Below are 14000 nucleotides of genomic sequence, written 5' to 3'. Positions count from 1 at the left end.
CCGATCTAATTGTCACCGAGCTCTCGTTGCCGCTTCCGTCCTGCACGAACAGCAATCCACCGATGACCTCCTGCGGATCGTTTAGCGGGATGAGGCGCTCGTCCTCCATCATGTCGCTGCTCATCTTGAGCGTGAGCTTACCGGTCTGACCGGGGGCAATCGGGTTGGTGCCTTCGATTCCGAGCGGAGCCACGAAGTCGGCCGGCCCCGCCTTGGCGAGCGCGTCCTTGTCGCCGTTCACGAATGACATCATGGCCATCGTGAATTGCTTGACAGTGATCGGAGTCGAACCGATGTTCTTGAGATCGACGTTGATAGTCAGCGTGTGAGTACTGGGGTCGTAGATCGAAGAACTCGAAATCGCCTTCGCCATTTCAGTCACATCCGGCTGCGGCGGCGCGAACCGATCGGTCTGCTGCTTGATGCGCAGCGGATAGGTCGATTCCATGTAGATCCATCCGGCGACCAGCAGCGCCACCGTCGCCGCGGCGATCCAGGTCGAGATGCGATGGTCCTGCTCCGTGATGAGCCCGAAGTCTCGCCCCTGGTCCCAGGTCGGAAGCTGCACCGTCACGGCGAGGTTGTGAACTGTGCGGCGGTCCGGCCGAATCGGCAGCGGCACCGTCCAGTAGACCATCCAGATGCATCCGAGGATGAGGCCGGCGAACGACCACCACCATACGCCGCCCGTGCCCAGTGTCTCGAGGTTGACGGTTTTACCGTTGAGCAGGCTGACGTTGAGCGCAAACGGCTTGTCGCCGGGATCGACATTGACCCATACGCCGGGGCCGATAAGAGTACCCGTACCTTCGACGGCGAAACCCGGATGCACGTGCCAGCGGCCGACCTCGCGCGCAACGATCGTCATCGAATAGTTGTAGATACCGTCGCGATCGATGTTGATCGATCCGATCGTCGGGATGCCGTTGATCGTGCGATCCATGAGCACGAAAACCGGCCCCGGCACGACCGCATTGATGTAAGCGGTCTGCGGCGGATCGAGCGTGAACGGCCAAATCGGCAGAACCTTCACGCTGCCTGTGATCGTAACCGGCTCGCCGACCTTAACCTGAAGCGGCGAGATATGCGTGTCGTAAAACGCGACGGTGAGGTCCTTGAGGAACGGCTCGTCCGCCGCCTCGCCATGCGCACAGACCTTGGGTGCGTACGACAACACGAGCGCGAGAAGGAGAAATCCCGTCAGGTAACTGGCTATCTTCGAACGCACTTGCAGGATCTCCTTCAACGCTCGACAGTTCCGCTCCTGTCTTCCGACGTAACCTTCTTGACGAGGCGCATTTGCGGCTTGCGATGGCGCCGCGGCTCAGCGCGCCTTTCGACTTCGCGTACCAAGGGCGCATCATCGTTCTTCTTCGCGGGCCATAGCAGCACGAGCCAATAGCTCGCGAACGCGAGCACCATCGAAATCGTAAGCGGCGGTCCGAGTTCTTCGGGCCCGACCATCCCGCCGTGGGCATGCGCGGCGGTTGCGCCGGCCGCGAGCCAGGTGCCGATCGCGAGCGCGCCGGCGATGCTCGCTCTCGACTTTGTGCGCGTGATTCTCATGGTCAGCTCTACTTTTTGCCAGGCCAGAAAATCATCAGCCAGTACCCGATCAGCGCGAGCGCGCCCGAGATCGCCATCGGCGGCCCCAGCTCATCCGGCCCGACCATCCCGCCGTGGGCATGCGCGGCGGTCGCGCTCAGCGTCACCCAGATACTCAATCCCAAAACAGTTGCTGCGATTCGCCGCACTGATGTGCTCCTCGCCGTCAGCAATGAATCAATAATTCTTGATAAACCGGCCGATCGGCCACACCGCAAGGTATCTGCCGATGAATTGACCGACCCAGTAGCCCGCGATCGCCAGCGTCGAGCCAAACGCCAGCGACACGTATTGCGCCTCGCCGAGGAAGCTGCGCAACGTGCCGCGCTCGATGTGCCGCAAGTACTCGGGAGTCTGGCTGCGGATGTAGGCGACGCCCTGGATGTCGGCAACCGTAACAACATGATGCATAAAGATCGCAGGTTGTAGGAACGGGGCTAAAGGCACGTAGTTGAACGCCCACACGGCGACGGCAAAGACCGGCGCCCCGAATAACGACGTGATCAGGTAGCTGCCGGTCTTGAGCAGGATCCAATCCATGAAGATTCCGGCGCCGATCGTCGAAATCGGCCACACGAAATTCATCGGATAGTATTCGGCGATGTGCCACTGGAAGTAGCGGCCGATCCACGCGCACAGAAATAGCGCCACCGACGTGTAAGTCGCGCCAGTCGGGAAGCGCCACGCCGTCCACTGGATGTACTGCAACGCCGACGGAATGATCACGACGGCAAACGCGGTGACTGTCGGCCACCATACGGGATCCTTCCAGTCAGTCCAGAAATCCCAGTCGCCCGCGAACAGGAGCTTGGTGATATCGGCAGCGGCGCCGACGATCGGAATCGCCGTGAGCCAGAAGATCAGGTCCCACGACCGGTCGAGGTACTTGTATTTCTTGTGAAGGAGTTCGCCGAGTGCCACTCGCTCCGGCGCGATCGCGGTCGGTGTCGCTGCTGCCATTTCAGTCTCTCAATCCTTGCGCAATGCGCTCAATCTGCGACCAACTGCGGCTGCGGACGCGTCGCTTCCGCAGTGGGTGCTTCAGCAGCCTCAATTTCCTTTTCAATCTGGAACATCGCGAGAATGGTCTCGCCCCACAGGGCAAAAATCCCCGACGCGAGCCATCCGTAACCGACAAACGGCCAATGGAACGACACCGAGAAGAATTCCTCGGCGATCCACAGGCTGTGCCCCCATTCGTTCATCGCGACCTGGAAGCATTCGAAGATCGACGCGCCGAGCAGCAGCGCGAACGACCACGGAAAACCCTTGTCGAACGAATAAACGCGCGGCAGCCGATAGCGGCCGTAGAGATACGTGCCGAGCACGAGGATCGCCGAGAGCGGGAACCAGAAGTAGAACATCGGGATATGCGTCGGCGTGAGCGCCGTGTCGCGCACCATCGTCTGATGCCAAGCGCCATCCCAGTTCGGCCAGAAGCTCGCCTCGATGTAGAGCGACAGGCTGATGACGCCGATCAGCGACCAGAACACTGCCATGCGACGGAACTCTTCGCGCGGCTCGACCCGGCCCTGCTCGCGCTCGAGGATTTCGCGCCCGGTGCGGACCAGCCATCCGTACCAGAGGCCCGAAAAGATGCCGAGGCTGATCAGCTCGCACCAGAACAGCGACCGGTAATGGATCGTGAAGGCGCGGGTGCTCGAATCGAGGCCGGCGGAGTACATGAACTTGTAGTTCCACATCTCGAGGAACACGTTGATCGCGAGCAGGATCGCGCAGCCGATGAACAACCATCGCCATCCGCCCAGCCAATCGGTTGGACCGTACGCGCTCGCGGCCGGAGTGCTGCCCGTGCCGCTGCGATACTGCATTGCTGTTGCCATAAGTCGAGCTCCGTCGAAGCTTCACCGTTGCTGTTCGATGCTGCCGTCCTGCGGACCGATCAATCGTTGAACTTTCTCTCCTTTAGCGCATCGGAAAGAAATGTTGAACCCTTGACGGGGTCGAGATTCAGCTTAAGAAATGCCGCCGCCGGTCATTAGAGATGCTGATGCAACCCAGTCTGCACCTTGGCCTGATTGACGGACGCCGCCTGCCGCATCTGATCGGCGACCAGCTTCGGCTTCATGATGATCCCGTTGTAGTCGTGAACCGTGCATCCATCGGGGCCGAGCAGGAACACCTGCGGAATATGTGCGGGCTCGCCATCAGGCTCTTTGCCGTTGAGGCCGAAGGCTTGCAGCATTTTCGCGACGTCGTCAGGCTTCCCCGTGACGAAGTACCATCCGGACTGATCCGCGCCATGCTTGCGCGCGAGCTTGAGCAGTTGCGCAGGATTGTCGTGTTCGGGATCGTTGCTCACCGATAGCAGCATCACGTCGGAGCCCATCTGCGGGCCCAGCTTCCTGGCGACGTCGGAGAATTTCTCCGTGAGCGTCATGCATACTCCCGGACACGAGGTATGGACGAAATCGAGCAGCGTTGCCTTGCCCTTCAGCGATGCGGGATCGAAAGGCTGCCCATGGGAATCGACCAGCGGCACGTCGGGGATGCATGCCTTCGAGCCAGCGCTGGCGAGGCTCGCAATCGACAGCGCCGCAACAAGGATACCTGCTGCGATTATCCCCCCTGGATGACGCTTCAGCCGCACAAACGTACTCATTCGATTCCTCACATCGGATCTGCGCTCAGATATTCTGCTTCGCGCATTCCTCGGAAATATAATTCGCCTGGCGGATTGCCAATGTAACTATAGTCAGTGTCGGATTCTCCGCCGCGCTGGTCGTGAACTGACTACCGTCGGAAATAAACAGGTTTTTGATATCGTGCGATTGACCGTGCTTGTTGCACACGCCGTCGCGCGCCGACTCGCTCATCCGGCACGTGCCGAGGTTGTGCGTCGAGGGATACGGCGGCACCTTGATCGTCTGCACGGCGCCGACCGAATCGTAAAGAGCGCATCCGCGATCGAATGCATAGTTGCGCATCGCCAGATCGTTCGCGTGATCGTCGTAATGCACATTGGGTATCGGCAATCCCCATTTGTCCTTCTCCGTCGGATGAAGCGTGACGGCGTTGGTCTCCTGCGGCATGTCTTCGCCGACGATCCACATCGCAGCCATGTTGGGATAACCCTCGAGCTGCTTCGTGTAGTCGCGCCCCCATGCGCCAGGGTTGAGAAATGCGGCGGTGAACGGCAGGCCGAGCGAGATCGTCTCGAACTCGAAACCGCCGGTAAAGCCGCGCTTGGTATTGAGCTCCGCTTCGTCCTGGATAATCCCGGCCATCACCGTGCCGCGATAAAAATGCACCGGCTCCCTGAAAATGCCGAATACCGAGCCCGTCGTATGCCGCATGTAGTTCTTGCCGACCTGGCCCGACGAATTCGCGAGCCCGTGCGGGAAGGTTGACGATTGCGAGTTGAGCAAGAGGCGCGGCGACTCGATCGAATTGCATGCGACGCACACGACGCGCGCCTTCTGATAATGATGCGCACCGTCCTTGTCCGCATAGAGCAAGCCCGTCGCCTTGCCCTTGTCGTCATGTTGAATCTGGAGCGCCATGCATTCCGATCTCAGATCGAGCTTGCCCGTCGCCTCGGCCTTGGGAATCTCAGTGTAGAGCGTTGACCACTTCGCGCCGGACTTGCATCCCTGGAAGCAGAATCCCATCTGCCAGCATGACGAACGGCCATCGCGCGGGCGGCTGTTGATCGCCATCCTGCCGGTCGAGCAGGTTTTGTATCCGAGCTTGACCGCGCCGTTGTACATCACCTTGAAATTGTTGTTGCCGGGCAGGCCCGGGATGTCGTTAGTGCGCGTCACGCCCATCTTGTTCTCGGCCTTGGGATAGTAAGGCTCGAGATCGGCGAGCGTGATCGGCCAGTCGAGCAGATTCGCGTTCTTGATTCCGGAGTAAGTCGTCTTGGCCTTGAACTCGTGCTCCTGGAGTCGCAGCGAGGCGCCCGCCCAGTGAGTAGTCGTGCCGCCAACCGTTTTGCAGATCCACGCCGGCAAATTCGGGAAGTCCTTGGCGATCTGCCAGGTGCCGGATGTCGTCCGCTTGTCGAGCCACGCGAGCTGATTGAACGCCGGCCACTCCTGGTTCACGAACGTCGCCGGCGATTGACGCGCTCCCGCCTCGAACAGAACAACCTTCATCCCTTTTTGCGTAAGCTCGTTGGCAAGAGTGCCGCCGCCCGCTCCCGAGCCGACAATCACAACTACCGAATCGTCATTGAGATCGTGTTGCGCCATCGCAGTTTCCTCCGCCGATCAGGACGCCTTGGGGCTCGCCGACGCGGGAGGATTCGGCAGCCAGGTAAGATCGTTGAAGCCGCGATGCAGGTATCCGCCCTTCGGAAACGACGGTCCCTGGTAGCCGAGAATCTTCCAGACTTCAGGATCGCTGTAGAACGATTGCAACTCGGTCGCGTGAACCTTCTGAAAGAAGGGCCCGGTTTCGATTTTCTTGAGCACGATGACCTGCTGATCGGCGGACAAAGTCGCAAAGCCCGCGCCGTTCACGGTGTCGATTTGCTCGATACCGTCTTTGAGAAGCTTGGCGGTCTCGGGCGATGTGCCGGCGTCGGTGTCGAGCACGACGACTACTTTGGCGTAAGCGGAATCGGGAACGTTGTCATGCGGAAAAATCTGCCGCGTCATTTTGAGCAGAGTGTCGGCCTGATGCTTGTCGAGCGTCTTGAGCGACGACCATTGATCGTCGGCGCTTGCCACCAGTGGCACTCCGGTCGCGACAGCCGCCGCGCCCGCAACCACCAGGGCGCTGGTCTTGAGAAATTCGCGGCGTTTCATCTCCACAGTTGCTCTCCTTCGATACTCACTTGCCGAACTGACGCACTTTTGCAACCAGCGCTTGCACCACTTCAGGCTGATTTGCAAGATCGGGATTCGGCTGCATCTCCTGGCTGAGCCCCAGCGCCGCGCCGCCCTGCACGATCGCTGTCGCGATTTGCTTATCCGTCACCTTGCGCTGGAATTTTTTGCTGCTGAAGTTCGCCGGCTTGGTGCCGAGTGCAACCGCTCCCGGGCCATCGCCATGCCCTTCCTCGCCGTGACACGACTCGCATCGAGATTCGTAAAGATCGTTGGCCTGCGCGGTGGCTTTCTCGCTCACTCCGGCTGCTTGCGAGTACCCGACGCCGCCCGCCGCAAAACATACAGTCAACAGTCCTACGTTCCACCAGCTCACTCGATTCATGGAACCAGTACCGCCCTTCCCTTCACCTTGCCCGCGTGGAGATCGTGAAGCGCCCCGTCCGCCGCGCTCAATGGATATTCCTTCGTCGCGAGCTTCACCAAGCCGCGCTCCGCGAGCGCCATCAGCTCAAACAGCTCGGCATAGTTGCCGACGAGATTGCCGATGATCGATTTCTCGCTGACGATCAGGTCCATCGTCGGAATTTCGATTTTCCCGCCATAGCCCACTAGGTAGTAAGCGCCCGCGGTGCGCGTCATCGCGAGGCCGCGCGCGACCGCATCGCCTTCGCCTACAAAATCGATCACCGCTTGCGCGCCCTTGCCCTGCGTGAGAGTCAGCACCGCCTCGACCTCGCTGCCGTCAGCTTTGACAACGCGATCGGCCCCGCATTCGCGCGCCAGGCTCAGCGCGAGATCGGATCGATCAACCGCGATTATCTCGGCGGCGCACAATGCTTTCAGAACCTGGATTCCGATATGACCGAGGCCGCCGACCCCAAGCACGACCGCATAGTCACCCGGCTCGAGCGTGCGCGCGGCTTTCTTGGCGGCGCGGTATGCGGTCAGACCCGCATCGGCATATGGCGCGACAGCTTTGGGCGCGAGATCGCTCGGCAGTTTGACCAGCGCGCGCTCGGCGGTTTTCAAATACTCCGCGTATCCGCCGTTGGCGTTGATCCCGGGGAACAGACTCTGCTCGTCGTGCATGTCGTTGCCGCGCCGCGCCGCGAGCGAATGACCGCCAGTTACCAGAGGATGGCAAATAACCGCGTCGCCCTGCTTCACACTCTCGACGCCCTTGCCCACCTCCTCGACCCAGCCCGCATTCTCGTGGCCCATGATGTACGGCAGCGCGACATTGGTGCGCTCGCGCCAGAGCCCCTCGATGATATGAAGATCGGTCCGGCACACGCCGGCCCCGCCGATTCGCACGATCACGTCGGTCGGCTTTTCGATCTTCGGATCGGCGACCGTCTCGAGGCTCACGAAACTCGCGCGGCTGACCTTCGGATCGTAGTCGTGGAGTACTGCAGCTTTCACAGCGGTAATCTCCTGCGTTCGAACATGTCGCGACTATATACGCGAAAGGGCGCGATTCCCCCAACGCCCGGAACCTCGAACGATTCCAACGCGCGAAGACCGGATACCTACTTGAACGAGGCGGCGCGGAAAAGTAAAAGGCGACAGGCGAAACCGCACCACTTGCAGTTCAGGCGGCATTCGATGCACTCGCGCGCGCAGCTTTGCGAACGCGAGATGGCTGGCAAACCGATCTCACCAACGGAGGATGCCCGATGACGCCGCTCAAGATGTACGCCCTCACCACGATCGTACTCGCACTCAAGATGGCCGCGATCTCAATCGCCCAGGGGCGCGCGCGCACCGCTGCCGGAGTGTTTACAAATCCTGAAGATGCGAAAGCTTTCGGCGGTCAGACCGCAACCGAAGAGGCTCCCGGAGTTCGCCGCGCGGCGCGCGCCTGGTTAAACGATCTGGAGAATATTCCGATCTTCCTGTTTCTCGCCGGGATCTACGTTGCCGCTGGTCTCTCGGCCGGAGTGTTCACGATTTACTGCATCGTATTCATGGCGGCGCGCATTGTTCATACGATCGCGTATCTCAACTCACTTCAGCCGTGGCGCACGATCGCCTACGTCGTCGGCTCGCTGGTTACGGTCGCACTCATCATTAACCTGTTCATAAGAGTGGTGCTGGCCTAGGCTTGAAGACATGAGCGAAAAGCTGCCGCAGATTTATCTTGCGCGGCACGGCGAGACTGCCTGGAGCCTATCCGGGCAGCATACGGGCCGGACGGATTTACCGCTGACTGAGAATGGCGAGCGGCTCGCGCGTGGGCTCGCCCAACGGATACGCGGGCTTGCGTTCGCGAAAGTGCTGACGAGCCCCTCGCAGCGCGCGCGCCGAACCTGCGAGCTGGCGGGCTTCGGCGCGGGCGCCGAGGTCGTCGACGATCTGGCGGAATGGGACTACGGCCAGTACGAAGGCCGGACCTCGGCGCAGATTCATGCTGACAATCGCGATTGGGACCTGTTCCGCGATGGCGCCCCGGGCGGCGAATCGCCCGCCCAGATCGGCGCCCGCGCAAACCGCGTGGTCGCGCGGCTGCGCGCAATCAACGACGATATCGTCATTTTCTCCAGCGGCCACATCCTGCGCGTGCTTGCTGCCCACTGGCTCGGGCTCGAAACCAACGCCGCCCGCTATTTCCTGCTCAGCACCGCCAGCCTCAGCGTCTTGAGCTACGAACATAATCTATCGAACCCAGCACTCAAGCTGTGGAATGCGGTTGGCTGAAACGCTTGAGAGAAACAATCGCCTCGCTGGTTCGCGCGATCGCGCCGCACGATGCGATCGAAGCGGCGCACAAGGCCTGGATTCTTGAATGGATCAGGTCGGGCGCTCCGCTTTTCAGAATCAAGAAGCCGGACCTGCCCGCGTGCCACCTCGGCACGTATTGCGCGGTGTTTGATCCGGCGCGGAGAAAGCTGCTGCTCGGCGATCATCGGAATGCCGGCCTATGGCTGCCACCCGGCGGGCATATCGAGCCTGATGAAGATCCTCGCGTGGCAGCCGCGCGCGAGTTGCAGGAAGAACTCGGAATCGACGCGCGCCCGCGCTTCGAGACCCCACTCTTCGTTACGGTCACAGAGACCGTCGGAATCGACAGCGGTCATACCGATGTCTCGCTGTGGTTCGTGTTCCACAGCGACAGTCTCTCACGCCCGCAGTTCGATGACGCAGAATTCAAGTCGCTTGAGTGGTATGAACTCGGCTCGATTCCATTCGCGCGCAGCCACCCTGACATGCAAAGGTTCGTCGACAAGCTGAAGCGCCCGTGGTGCGTATCGGGCCAGCGCTAACGATCAACCGCTGTTTGCGGCGTTACTTCCGAGCGCCTCGGCGCACTGCTAGAATTGTCCGGTTAAGGTGCTTAGTCTCGACAATCTCTCCAAGTCCTTCGGCGCACGGAAGATCTTCGACGGCGTGAGCTGGTCGATGCCTGACGACGCGCGCGTCGGGCTGGTCGGCCTCAACGGCGCGGGCAAGTCCACGCTGCTCAAGATGATCGCCGAGGTCGCGTCGATCGACGGCGGGCGTATTACACGGCCGCAGCGCACTCGTGTCGGCTACCTCGCCCAGGATGCGCCCGATATGCACGGCCGCTCCGTGCTGCGCGAAACGCTGTCGGCGCTCGAGCGGATGCAGGCCATCGACAATCGCCGCCGCGAACTCGAGGAGATCCTTGCGCGCGAGCATTCCGGGCCCACGCACGACACAGCCCTCGAGGAGCTCGGCGAAGTGCTGACTGATCTCGAGCGCCACGATTTCTACAGCGCCGAAAGCCGCGCCACCGCGGTGCTGTTCGGCCTCGGATTCAAGGAAGAGGATCTCACGCGCGATGTCGCCGAGTTCTCCGGCGGTATCAGGATGCGTATCGCGCTCGCGAAACTGCTGCTCGACGCGCCCGAGTTCATGATGCTCGACGAGCCGACCAACCATCTCGATATCGAGGCGCGCAACTGGCTCGAGGAGTATCTGGGCGCGCACGAAGGCGGCATCATCCTCGTCTCGCACGATCGCTACTTTCTCGATCGCCTGACCGATCGCACGCTCGAAGTTTCGCGCGCGCGCCTGACCGAATACCCCGGCGGCTACTCGCGATATCTCGAGCTGCGCGAGCAGCGCTACCTGCTCGAGCAGGCGGCGTACGAAAAGCAACGCGCCGAGATCGAGCATATCGAGAGTTTCATCAGCCGCTTCCGCTACCAGGCGAGCAAGGCGAAGCTGGTGCAGAGCCGTATCAAGCAGCTCGAGAAGGTCGAACGGCTGCAATCGCCCGAGGGTTCGCAGAAGCCGCCATCGATCGTTTTCCCGGCTTGCGAGAAGAGCCATCGCCGCGTCTTCGAGTTGAAGGGCGCGGTGAAGAAATATGGAACCCTCACCGTTTACGACGGCGTCGATATGACGATCGAGCGCGGCGCGCGACTGGCGCTCGTTGGTCCGAACGGCTCGGGAAAATCGACCATGATGAAGATTCTCGCCGGCGTCGAGGACTTGACCGGCGGTGAACGGATCGTCGGAGGAGAAGCGCGGATCGGGTACTTCGCGCAGAATCTCTCCGAAGCGCTCACCTATGAGAAGACCGTGCTGCAAGAACTGTCGGACGACGCGCAGGGCATGACGACGCCCGAGATTCGCGGCCTGCTCGGCGCGATGCTCTTTTCCGGCGACGACGTCGACAAGCGCGTGGCGGTGCTGTCGGGCGGCGAGCGCGCGCGCCTTGCGCTAGCGAAGGTCATCGCGCAGCGCAACAACACGCTGCTCCTCGACGAGCCGACCAACAACCTCGATATCGTGGCGAAGGACACGCTCCTCGAAGCGCTGCGCCGCTTTCCGGGCACGGTGCTGATCGTCAGCCACGACCGCTACATCCTGAACGAGCTCGTGACCGAAGTGATTGAAGTCGGCCGCGGCCACGCGACGAGGTATCTCGGCAACTATGACGAGTACCTGCAAAAGAAGGCGCAGCTCGAATCGCTCGCGAATGGAGCCAGGCCCGAACGTCCGCTGCCGGCTCCAAAGCAGGCGCCCGCGAACATCAACGGCAAAGTTGAAAAGGCAGCAACAGAAAAGGCCGCCAACGATCGCGAGTTACAACGCAAGCGCGAGCGAATCGCCAAGCAGCGCACGCAAGTCGAGGCGCAAATCGAGCAGAAGGAAAACGAACGCGCCGCGCTCGCCACCGAGATGAGCGACGCCGACTTCTACCTCAAACGTAAAGACGCCGACGATCTCATCGCACGGTACGAGCGCCTCGGCCGCGAAATCGAAAAGCTCTACGCCGACTTAGTGAAGTTCGACGAACCCGCGAGCGCCTGACATCGTTTTAGTCTGATTCACTCGCGCGCTGCGTCAGTCATTTGAGTCGCTGGCTGCTATTAAGCCGAGAGCTTTCGACTCCGCAGACTCCGCTCAAGATGACGGACTGGATGGCAACCAACTAAATTTTTAGCTGACAGAAAGTGTAGAGCCTCTCCCGCGGCTGCGGACGCGGGCGAGGGAGAGGCTATTCGGAGAACCCACTCGGTCTCAGGTCAAATCGCGGTAGAACTCGCGGATGTCTTCTGCCAGCAGCTCCGGCTCTTCCATCGCGGCGAAATGGCCGCCCTTTGGCATCTGTGTCCAGCGCTTCACGTTGTAGGCGCGCTCAGCCCAATGCCTTGGCGGTAGGAGCAGCTCGCCCGGGAACAGCGCGACGCCGACCGGAGTCTCGATTCGTGTGCCGGGCTTCAATCGCCACGGATGATGCCGCGCCTCGTAGTAGAGCCGCGTCGATGAATTCGCCGTCTGCGTGATCCAGTAGATCATCACGTTGGTCAGGAGTTGATCCTTCGTGAAGCTCGACTCGACCTGGCCTTTGCAATCGCTCCAGGTGCGGAACTTCTCGACGATCCACGCCGCGAGGCCCGCGGGCGAATCGTTGAGCCCGTAGGCGAGCGTCTGCGGCTTGGTGCCCTGGATCCACTGGTAGCCGCTTTCATGGGTGCGAAATTTCTCGGCGTTGCCGAGGAACACTTTTTCTTCGGGCGTGAGCTCGGGAGCGTTGCGGCCTTCGGCCGGGCCGACCGCGATCATGTTGATGTGGATGCCGTAGAGATGGGGCTGATGGACCTCGCCGATTCGCGACGTAATCGCGGCGCCCCAGTCTCCGCCCTGCACCGCGTAGCGATCGTAGCCGAGCACTGCGGTCATCAGCTTGTGGAACAGTTCGGCGATCGCCTGGATATTCATCGCGCGCGCTTTCGCGTGCTCTGAGAATCCGTAGCCCGGCAGCGACGGGGCGATAACGGTGAACGAGTCCTTCGCGTCGCCGCCGTGCGCCGCCGGGTCGGTGAGCATCGGGATGATCTCCATGAACTCGTAGATCGATCCCGGCCATCCATGAATCAGCAGCAGCGGCTTGGGATTCGGCCCCTTGCCTTTCTCGTGGATGAAATGGACTCCGAAGTCATCGACCTTGGCCTGGAAGTGCGCGAACCGGTTGAGCGCCTTTTCCTGCGCGCGCCAGTCATATTTTGTACGCCAATAGTCAACAAGCTCCCGCAGGTAGGCCAGGTTGGTGCCGTATTCCCACCCGGTGTCGGGAATTTCATCGGGAAAGCGGGTCCGCGCGAGACGATCGCGAAGATCGGCGAGCACTTCATCGGAGACTGCAATACGAAACGCTTCGGGTTTTCCGTGCGCCATCGGGAACCTTTCTCCCTTCAGAATTAGACGCGAACCAGAGTGATAGAGGGAAAAGTGCGCCGCCGTCAACTGTCAAGCGATTGGAAAAGCCGATGCGATCTGTGCGATAGGGTCAGAAAATTGCGTTGCGCGAATCAGAGGTAATTATCGATGGCAGAGGGAAGAGTCGCCGGCAAAATCGCGATCGTGACGGGTGGAGCATCGGGAATCGGCAAGGCCACGGCTGAGCTCTTCGCCAAGGAAGGGGCCAGGGTTTTTATCGGCGATCTCGAATCGAGCGAGGGCGCGAAAGTCGCCAAGAGCATCGATGCGACTTTCGTCGCGACCGACGTGCGCGAGGCAGCGCAGGTCGAGCGGCTCGTGAAGGCCGCGGTCGATAAGCATCGCCGCCTCGATATCATGTTCAACAACGCCGGGATCGGCGTCGGCGTGCCGCTGCTCGATACGAGCGAGGACGTTTATCGCCGTACGATCCAGATCGATTTGGACGGCGTTTACTGGGGCGTCAAGTATGCAGGGCTTGCGATGCGCGCGCACGGCGCGGGCGCGATCGTCAACACCGCATCCGTCGCGGGGCTGATCGGCTCGCCGGGATTGTCGGCCTACAACGCCGCGAAGCACGGCGTGGTCGGGATCACGCGCAGCGCGGCGCTCGAGTTCGCGCGCTTCGGCGTGCGCGTCAACTGTATCTGCCCGGGCGTAATCGAGACTCCGCTCGTCGAGCGCGAGTTCTTTCATGCCGAGGGCGCGCGCAAGCGCCTCGACGCGATGCATCCGCTGGGCAGAATCGGTCAGCCTATCGAAATCGCGAGAGTCGTGATGTTCCTGGCGAGCGATGATGCGTCGTTCGTCACCGGGCATGCGATGGTGATCGACGGCGGCATCATGGCCGGAGGCTTCGGCGGCGCCTTCGAGTAAGATGACGACGGCGCCGCCAGTCGGCGC

At 61.2% G+C, this 14000-nt stretch carries 16 protein-coding genes; 5 read left to right on the top strand and 11 right to left on the bottom strand.

The genetic code is table 11. The features are described 5' to 3' along the window. The 10 genes from VMA09_07070 to VMA09_07025 form a co-directional block, all read right to left on the bottom strand. Positions 1-1228: methane monooxygenase/ammonia monooxygenase subunit B (locus VMA09_07070; GenBank protein ID HUA33348.1), on the bottom strand; the 1228-nt coding region annotated here is incomplete at its 3' end. Between the two features lie 14 nt (positions 1229-1242). Next, positions 1243-1566, bottom strand: coding sequence for a hypothetical protein (locus tag VMA09_07065; GenBank protein HUA33347.1), 324 nt, complete (start codon positions 1564-1566; stop codon positions 1243-1245). A gap of 8 nt (positions 1567-1574) precedes the next feature. Further along, positions 1575-1754 carry a hypothetical protein gene (locus VMA09_07060; protein HUA33346.1) on the bottom strand — a complete coding sequence of 60 codons (180 nt, stop codon included), beginning with the start codon at positions 1752-1754 and terminating at the stop codon, positions 1575-1577. 28 nt (positions 1755-1782) lie between these two features. After that, positions 1783-2565: a methane monooxygenase/ammonia monooxygenase subunit A gene (locus tag VMA09_07055; GenBank protein HUA33345.1), complete on the bottom strand. Its 783-nt coding sequence runs from the start codon at positions 2563-2565 to the stop codon at positions 1783-1785. Between the two features lie 29 nt (positions 2566-2594). Further along, positions 2595-3449, bottom strand: a complete 855-nt coding sequence (locus tag VMA09_07050; protein ID HUA33344.1) for a methane monooxygenase/ammonia monooxygenase subunit C — start codon at positions 3447-3449, stop codon at positions 2595-2597. Between the two features lie 155 nt (positions 3450-3604). Continuing rightward, positions 3605-4228 (bottom strand): SCO family protein, encoded by a 624-nt coding sequence (locus tag VMA09_07045; protein HUA33343.1) that lies wholly within the window; start codon positions 4226-4228, stop codon positions 3605-3607. A gap of 25 nt (positions 4229-4253) precedes the next feature. Further along, a complete protein-coding gene (locus VMA09_07040; GenBank protein HUA33342.1) occupies positions 4254-5822 on the bottom strand; it encodes a GMC family oxidoreductase in 1569 nt (522 codons plus the stop codon). A gap of 18 nt (positions 5823-5840) precedes the next feature. After that, complete coding sequence (locus VMA09_07035; GenBank protein HUA33341.1) at positions 5841-6380, bottom strand: gluconate 2-dehydrogenase subunit 3 family protein; 540 nt, start codon at positions 6378-6380, stop codon at positions 5841-5843. A gap of 25 nt (positions 6381-6405) precedes the next feature. Then, complete coding sequence (locus VMA09_07030) at positions 6406-6702, bottom strand: c-type cytochrome (GenBank protein ID HUA33340.1); 297 nt, start codon at positions 6700-6702, stop codon at positions 6406-6408. 80 nt (positions 6703-6782) lie between these two features. Next, complete coding sequence (locus tag VMA09_07025) at positions 6783-7826, bottom strand: NAD(P)-dependent alcohol dehydrogenase (protein ID HUA33339.1); 1044 nt, start codon at positions 7824-7826, stop codon at positions 6783-6785. Between the two features lie 254 nt (positions 7827-8080). Between VMA09_07025 and VMA09_07020 the strand changes: the two genes are divergently transcribed. The 4 genes from VMA09_07020 to VMA09_07005 all read left to right on the top strand — a co-directional run bounded on the left by VMA09_07020 (position 8081) and on the right by VMA09_07005 (position 11687). Next, positions 8081-8506, top strand: a complete 426-nt coding sequence (locus tag VMA09_07020) for an MAPEG family protein (GenBank protein ID HUA33338.1) — start codon at positions 8081-8083, stop codon at positions 8504-8506. Between the two features lie 10 nt (positions 8507-8516). After that, entirely contained in the window at positions 8517-9101 is a 585-nt protein-coding gene (locus tag VMA09_07015; GenBank protein HUA33337.1) for a histidine phosphatase family protein, read from the top strand. 5 nt (positions 9102-9106) lie between these two features. Next, positions 9107-9667 (top strand): NUDIX domain-containing protein, encoded by a 561-nt coding sequence (locus tag VMA09_07010; GenBank protein ID HUA33336.1) that lies wholly within the window; start codon positions 9107-9109, stop codon positions 9665-9667. Between the two features lie 67 nt (positions 9668-9734). Next, complete coding sequence (locus VMA09_07005; GenBank protein HUA33335.1) at positions 9735-11687, top strand: ABC-F family ATP-binding cassette domain-containing protein; 1953 nt, start codon at positions 9735-9737, stop codon at positions 11685-11687. A gap of 210 nt (positions 11688-11897) precedes the next feature. On the opposite strand, the gene VMA09_07000 is transcribed toward VMA09_07005, so the two are convergent. Then, on the bottom strand, positions 11898-13055 hold the full coding sequence (locus tag VMA09_07000) for an epoxide hydrolase (GenBank protein HUA33334.1): 1158 nt from the start codon (positions 13053-13055) through the stop codon (positions 11898-11900). A gap of 150 nt (positions 13056-13205) precedes the next feature. Between VMA09_07000 and VMA09_06995 the strand changes: the two genes are divergently transcribed. Continuing rightward, positions 13206-13973: a glucose 1-dehydrogenase gene (locus tag VMA09_06995; GenBank protein ID HUA33333.1), complete on the top strand. Its 768-nt coding sequence runs from the start codon at positions 13206-13208 to the stop codon at positions 13971-13973. Positions 13974-14000 lie beyond the last annotated feature (27 nt).

The organism is Candidatus Binataceae bacterium (assembly GCA_035508495.1).
In the GTDB taxonomy this organism is placed as follows: Bacteria; Desulfobacterota; Binatia; order Binatales; family Binataceae; genus JASHPB01.
The sequence above is the reverse complement of the archived record's forward strand: the minus strand, read 5'-3'. Positions and strand labels throughout refer to the sequence as shown.

Excerpts from the sequence above, each read along its gene's own strand:
- VMA09_07035 (HUA33341.1), bottom strand. The coding sequence starts at position 6,380 with ATGAAACGCCGCGAATTTCTCAAGACCAGCGCCCTGGTGGTTGCGGGC.
- VMA09_07000 (HUA33334.1), bottom strand. The coding sequence starts at position 13,055 with ATGGCGCACGGAAAACCCGAAGCGTTTCGTATTGCAGTCTCCGATGAA.
- VMA09_07065 (HUA33347.1), bottom strand. The coding sequence starts at position 1,566 with ATGAGAATCACGCGCACAAAGTCGAGAGCGAGCATCGCCGGCGCGCTC.
- VMA09_07045 (HUA33343.1), bottom strand. The coding sequence starts at position 4,228 with ATGAGTACGTTTGTGCGGCTGAAGCGTCATCCAGGGGGGATAATCGCA.
- VMA09_07055 (HUA33345.1), bottom strand. The coding sequence starts at position 2,565 with ATGGCAGCAGCGACACCGACCGCGATCGCGCCGGAGCGAGTGGCACTC.
- VMA09_07040 (HUA33342.1), bottom strand. The coding sequence starts at position 5,822 with ATGGCGCAACACGATCTCAATGACGATTCGGTAGTTGTGATTGTCGGC.
- VMA09_06995 (HUA33333.1), top strand. The coding sequence starts at position 13,206 with ATGGCAGAGGGAAGAGTCGCCGGCAAAATCGCGATCGTGACGGGTGGA.
- VMA09_07050 (HUA33344.1), bottom strand. The coding sequence starts at position 3,449 with ATGGCAACAGCAATGCAGTATCGCAGCGGCACGGGCAGCACTCCGGCC.
- VMA09_07015 (HUA33337.1), top strand. The coding sequence starts at position 8,517 with ATGAGCGAAAAGCTGCCGCAGATTTATCTTGCGCGGCACGGCGAGACT.
- VMA09_07020 (HUA33338.1), top strand. The coding sequence starts at position 8,081 with ATGACGCCGCTCAAGATGTACGCCCTCACCACGATCGTACTCGCACTC.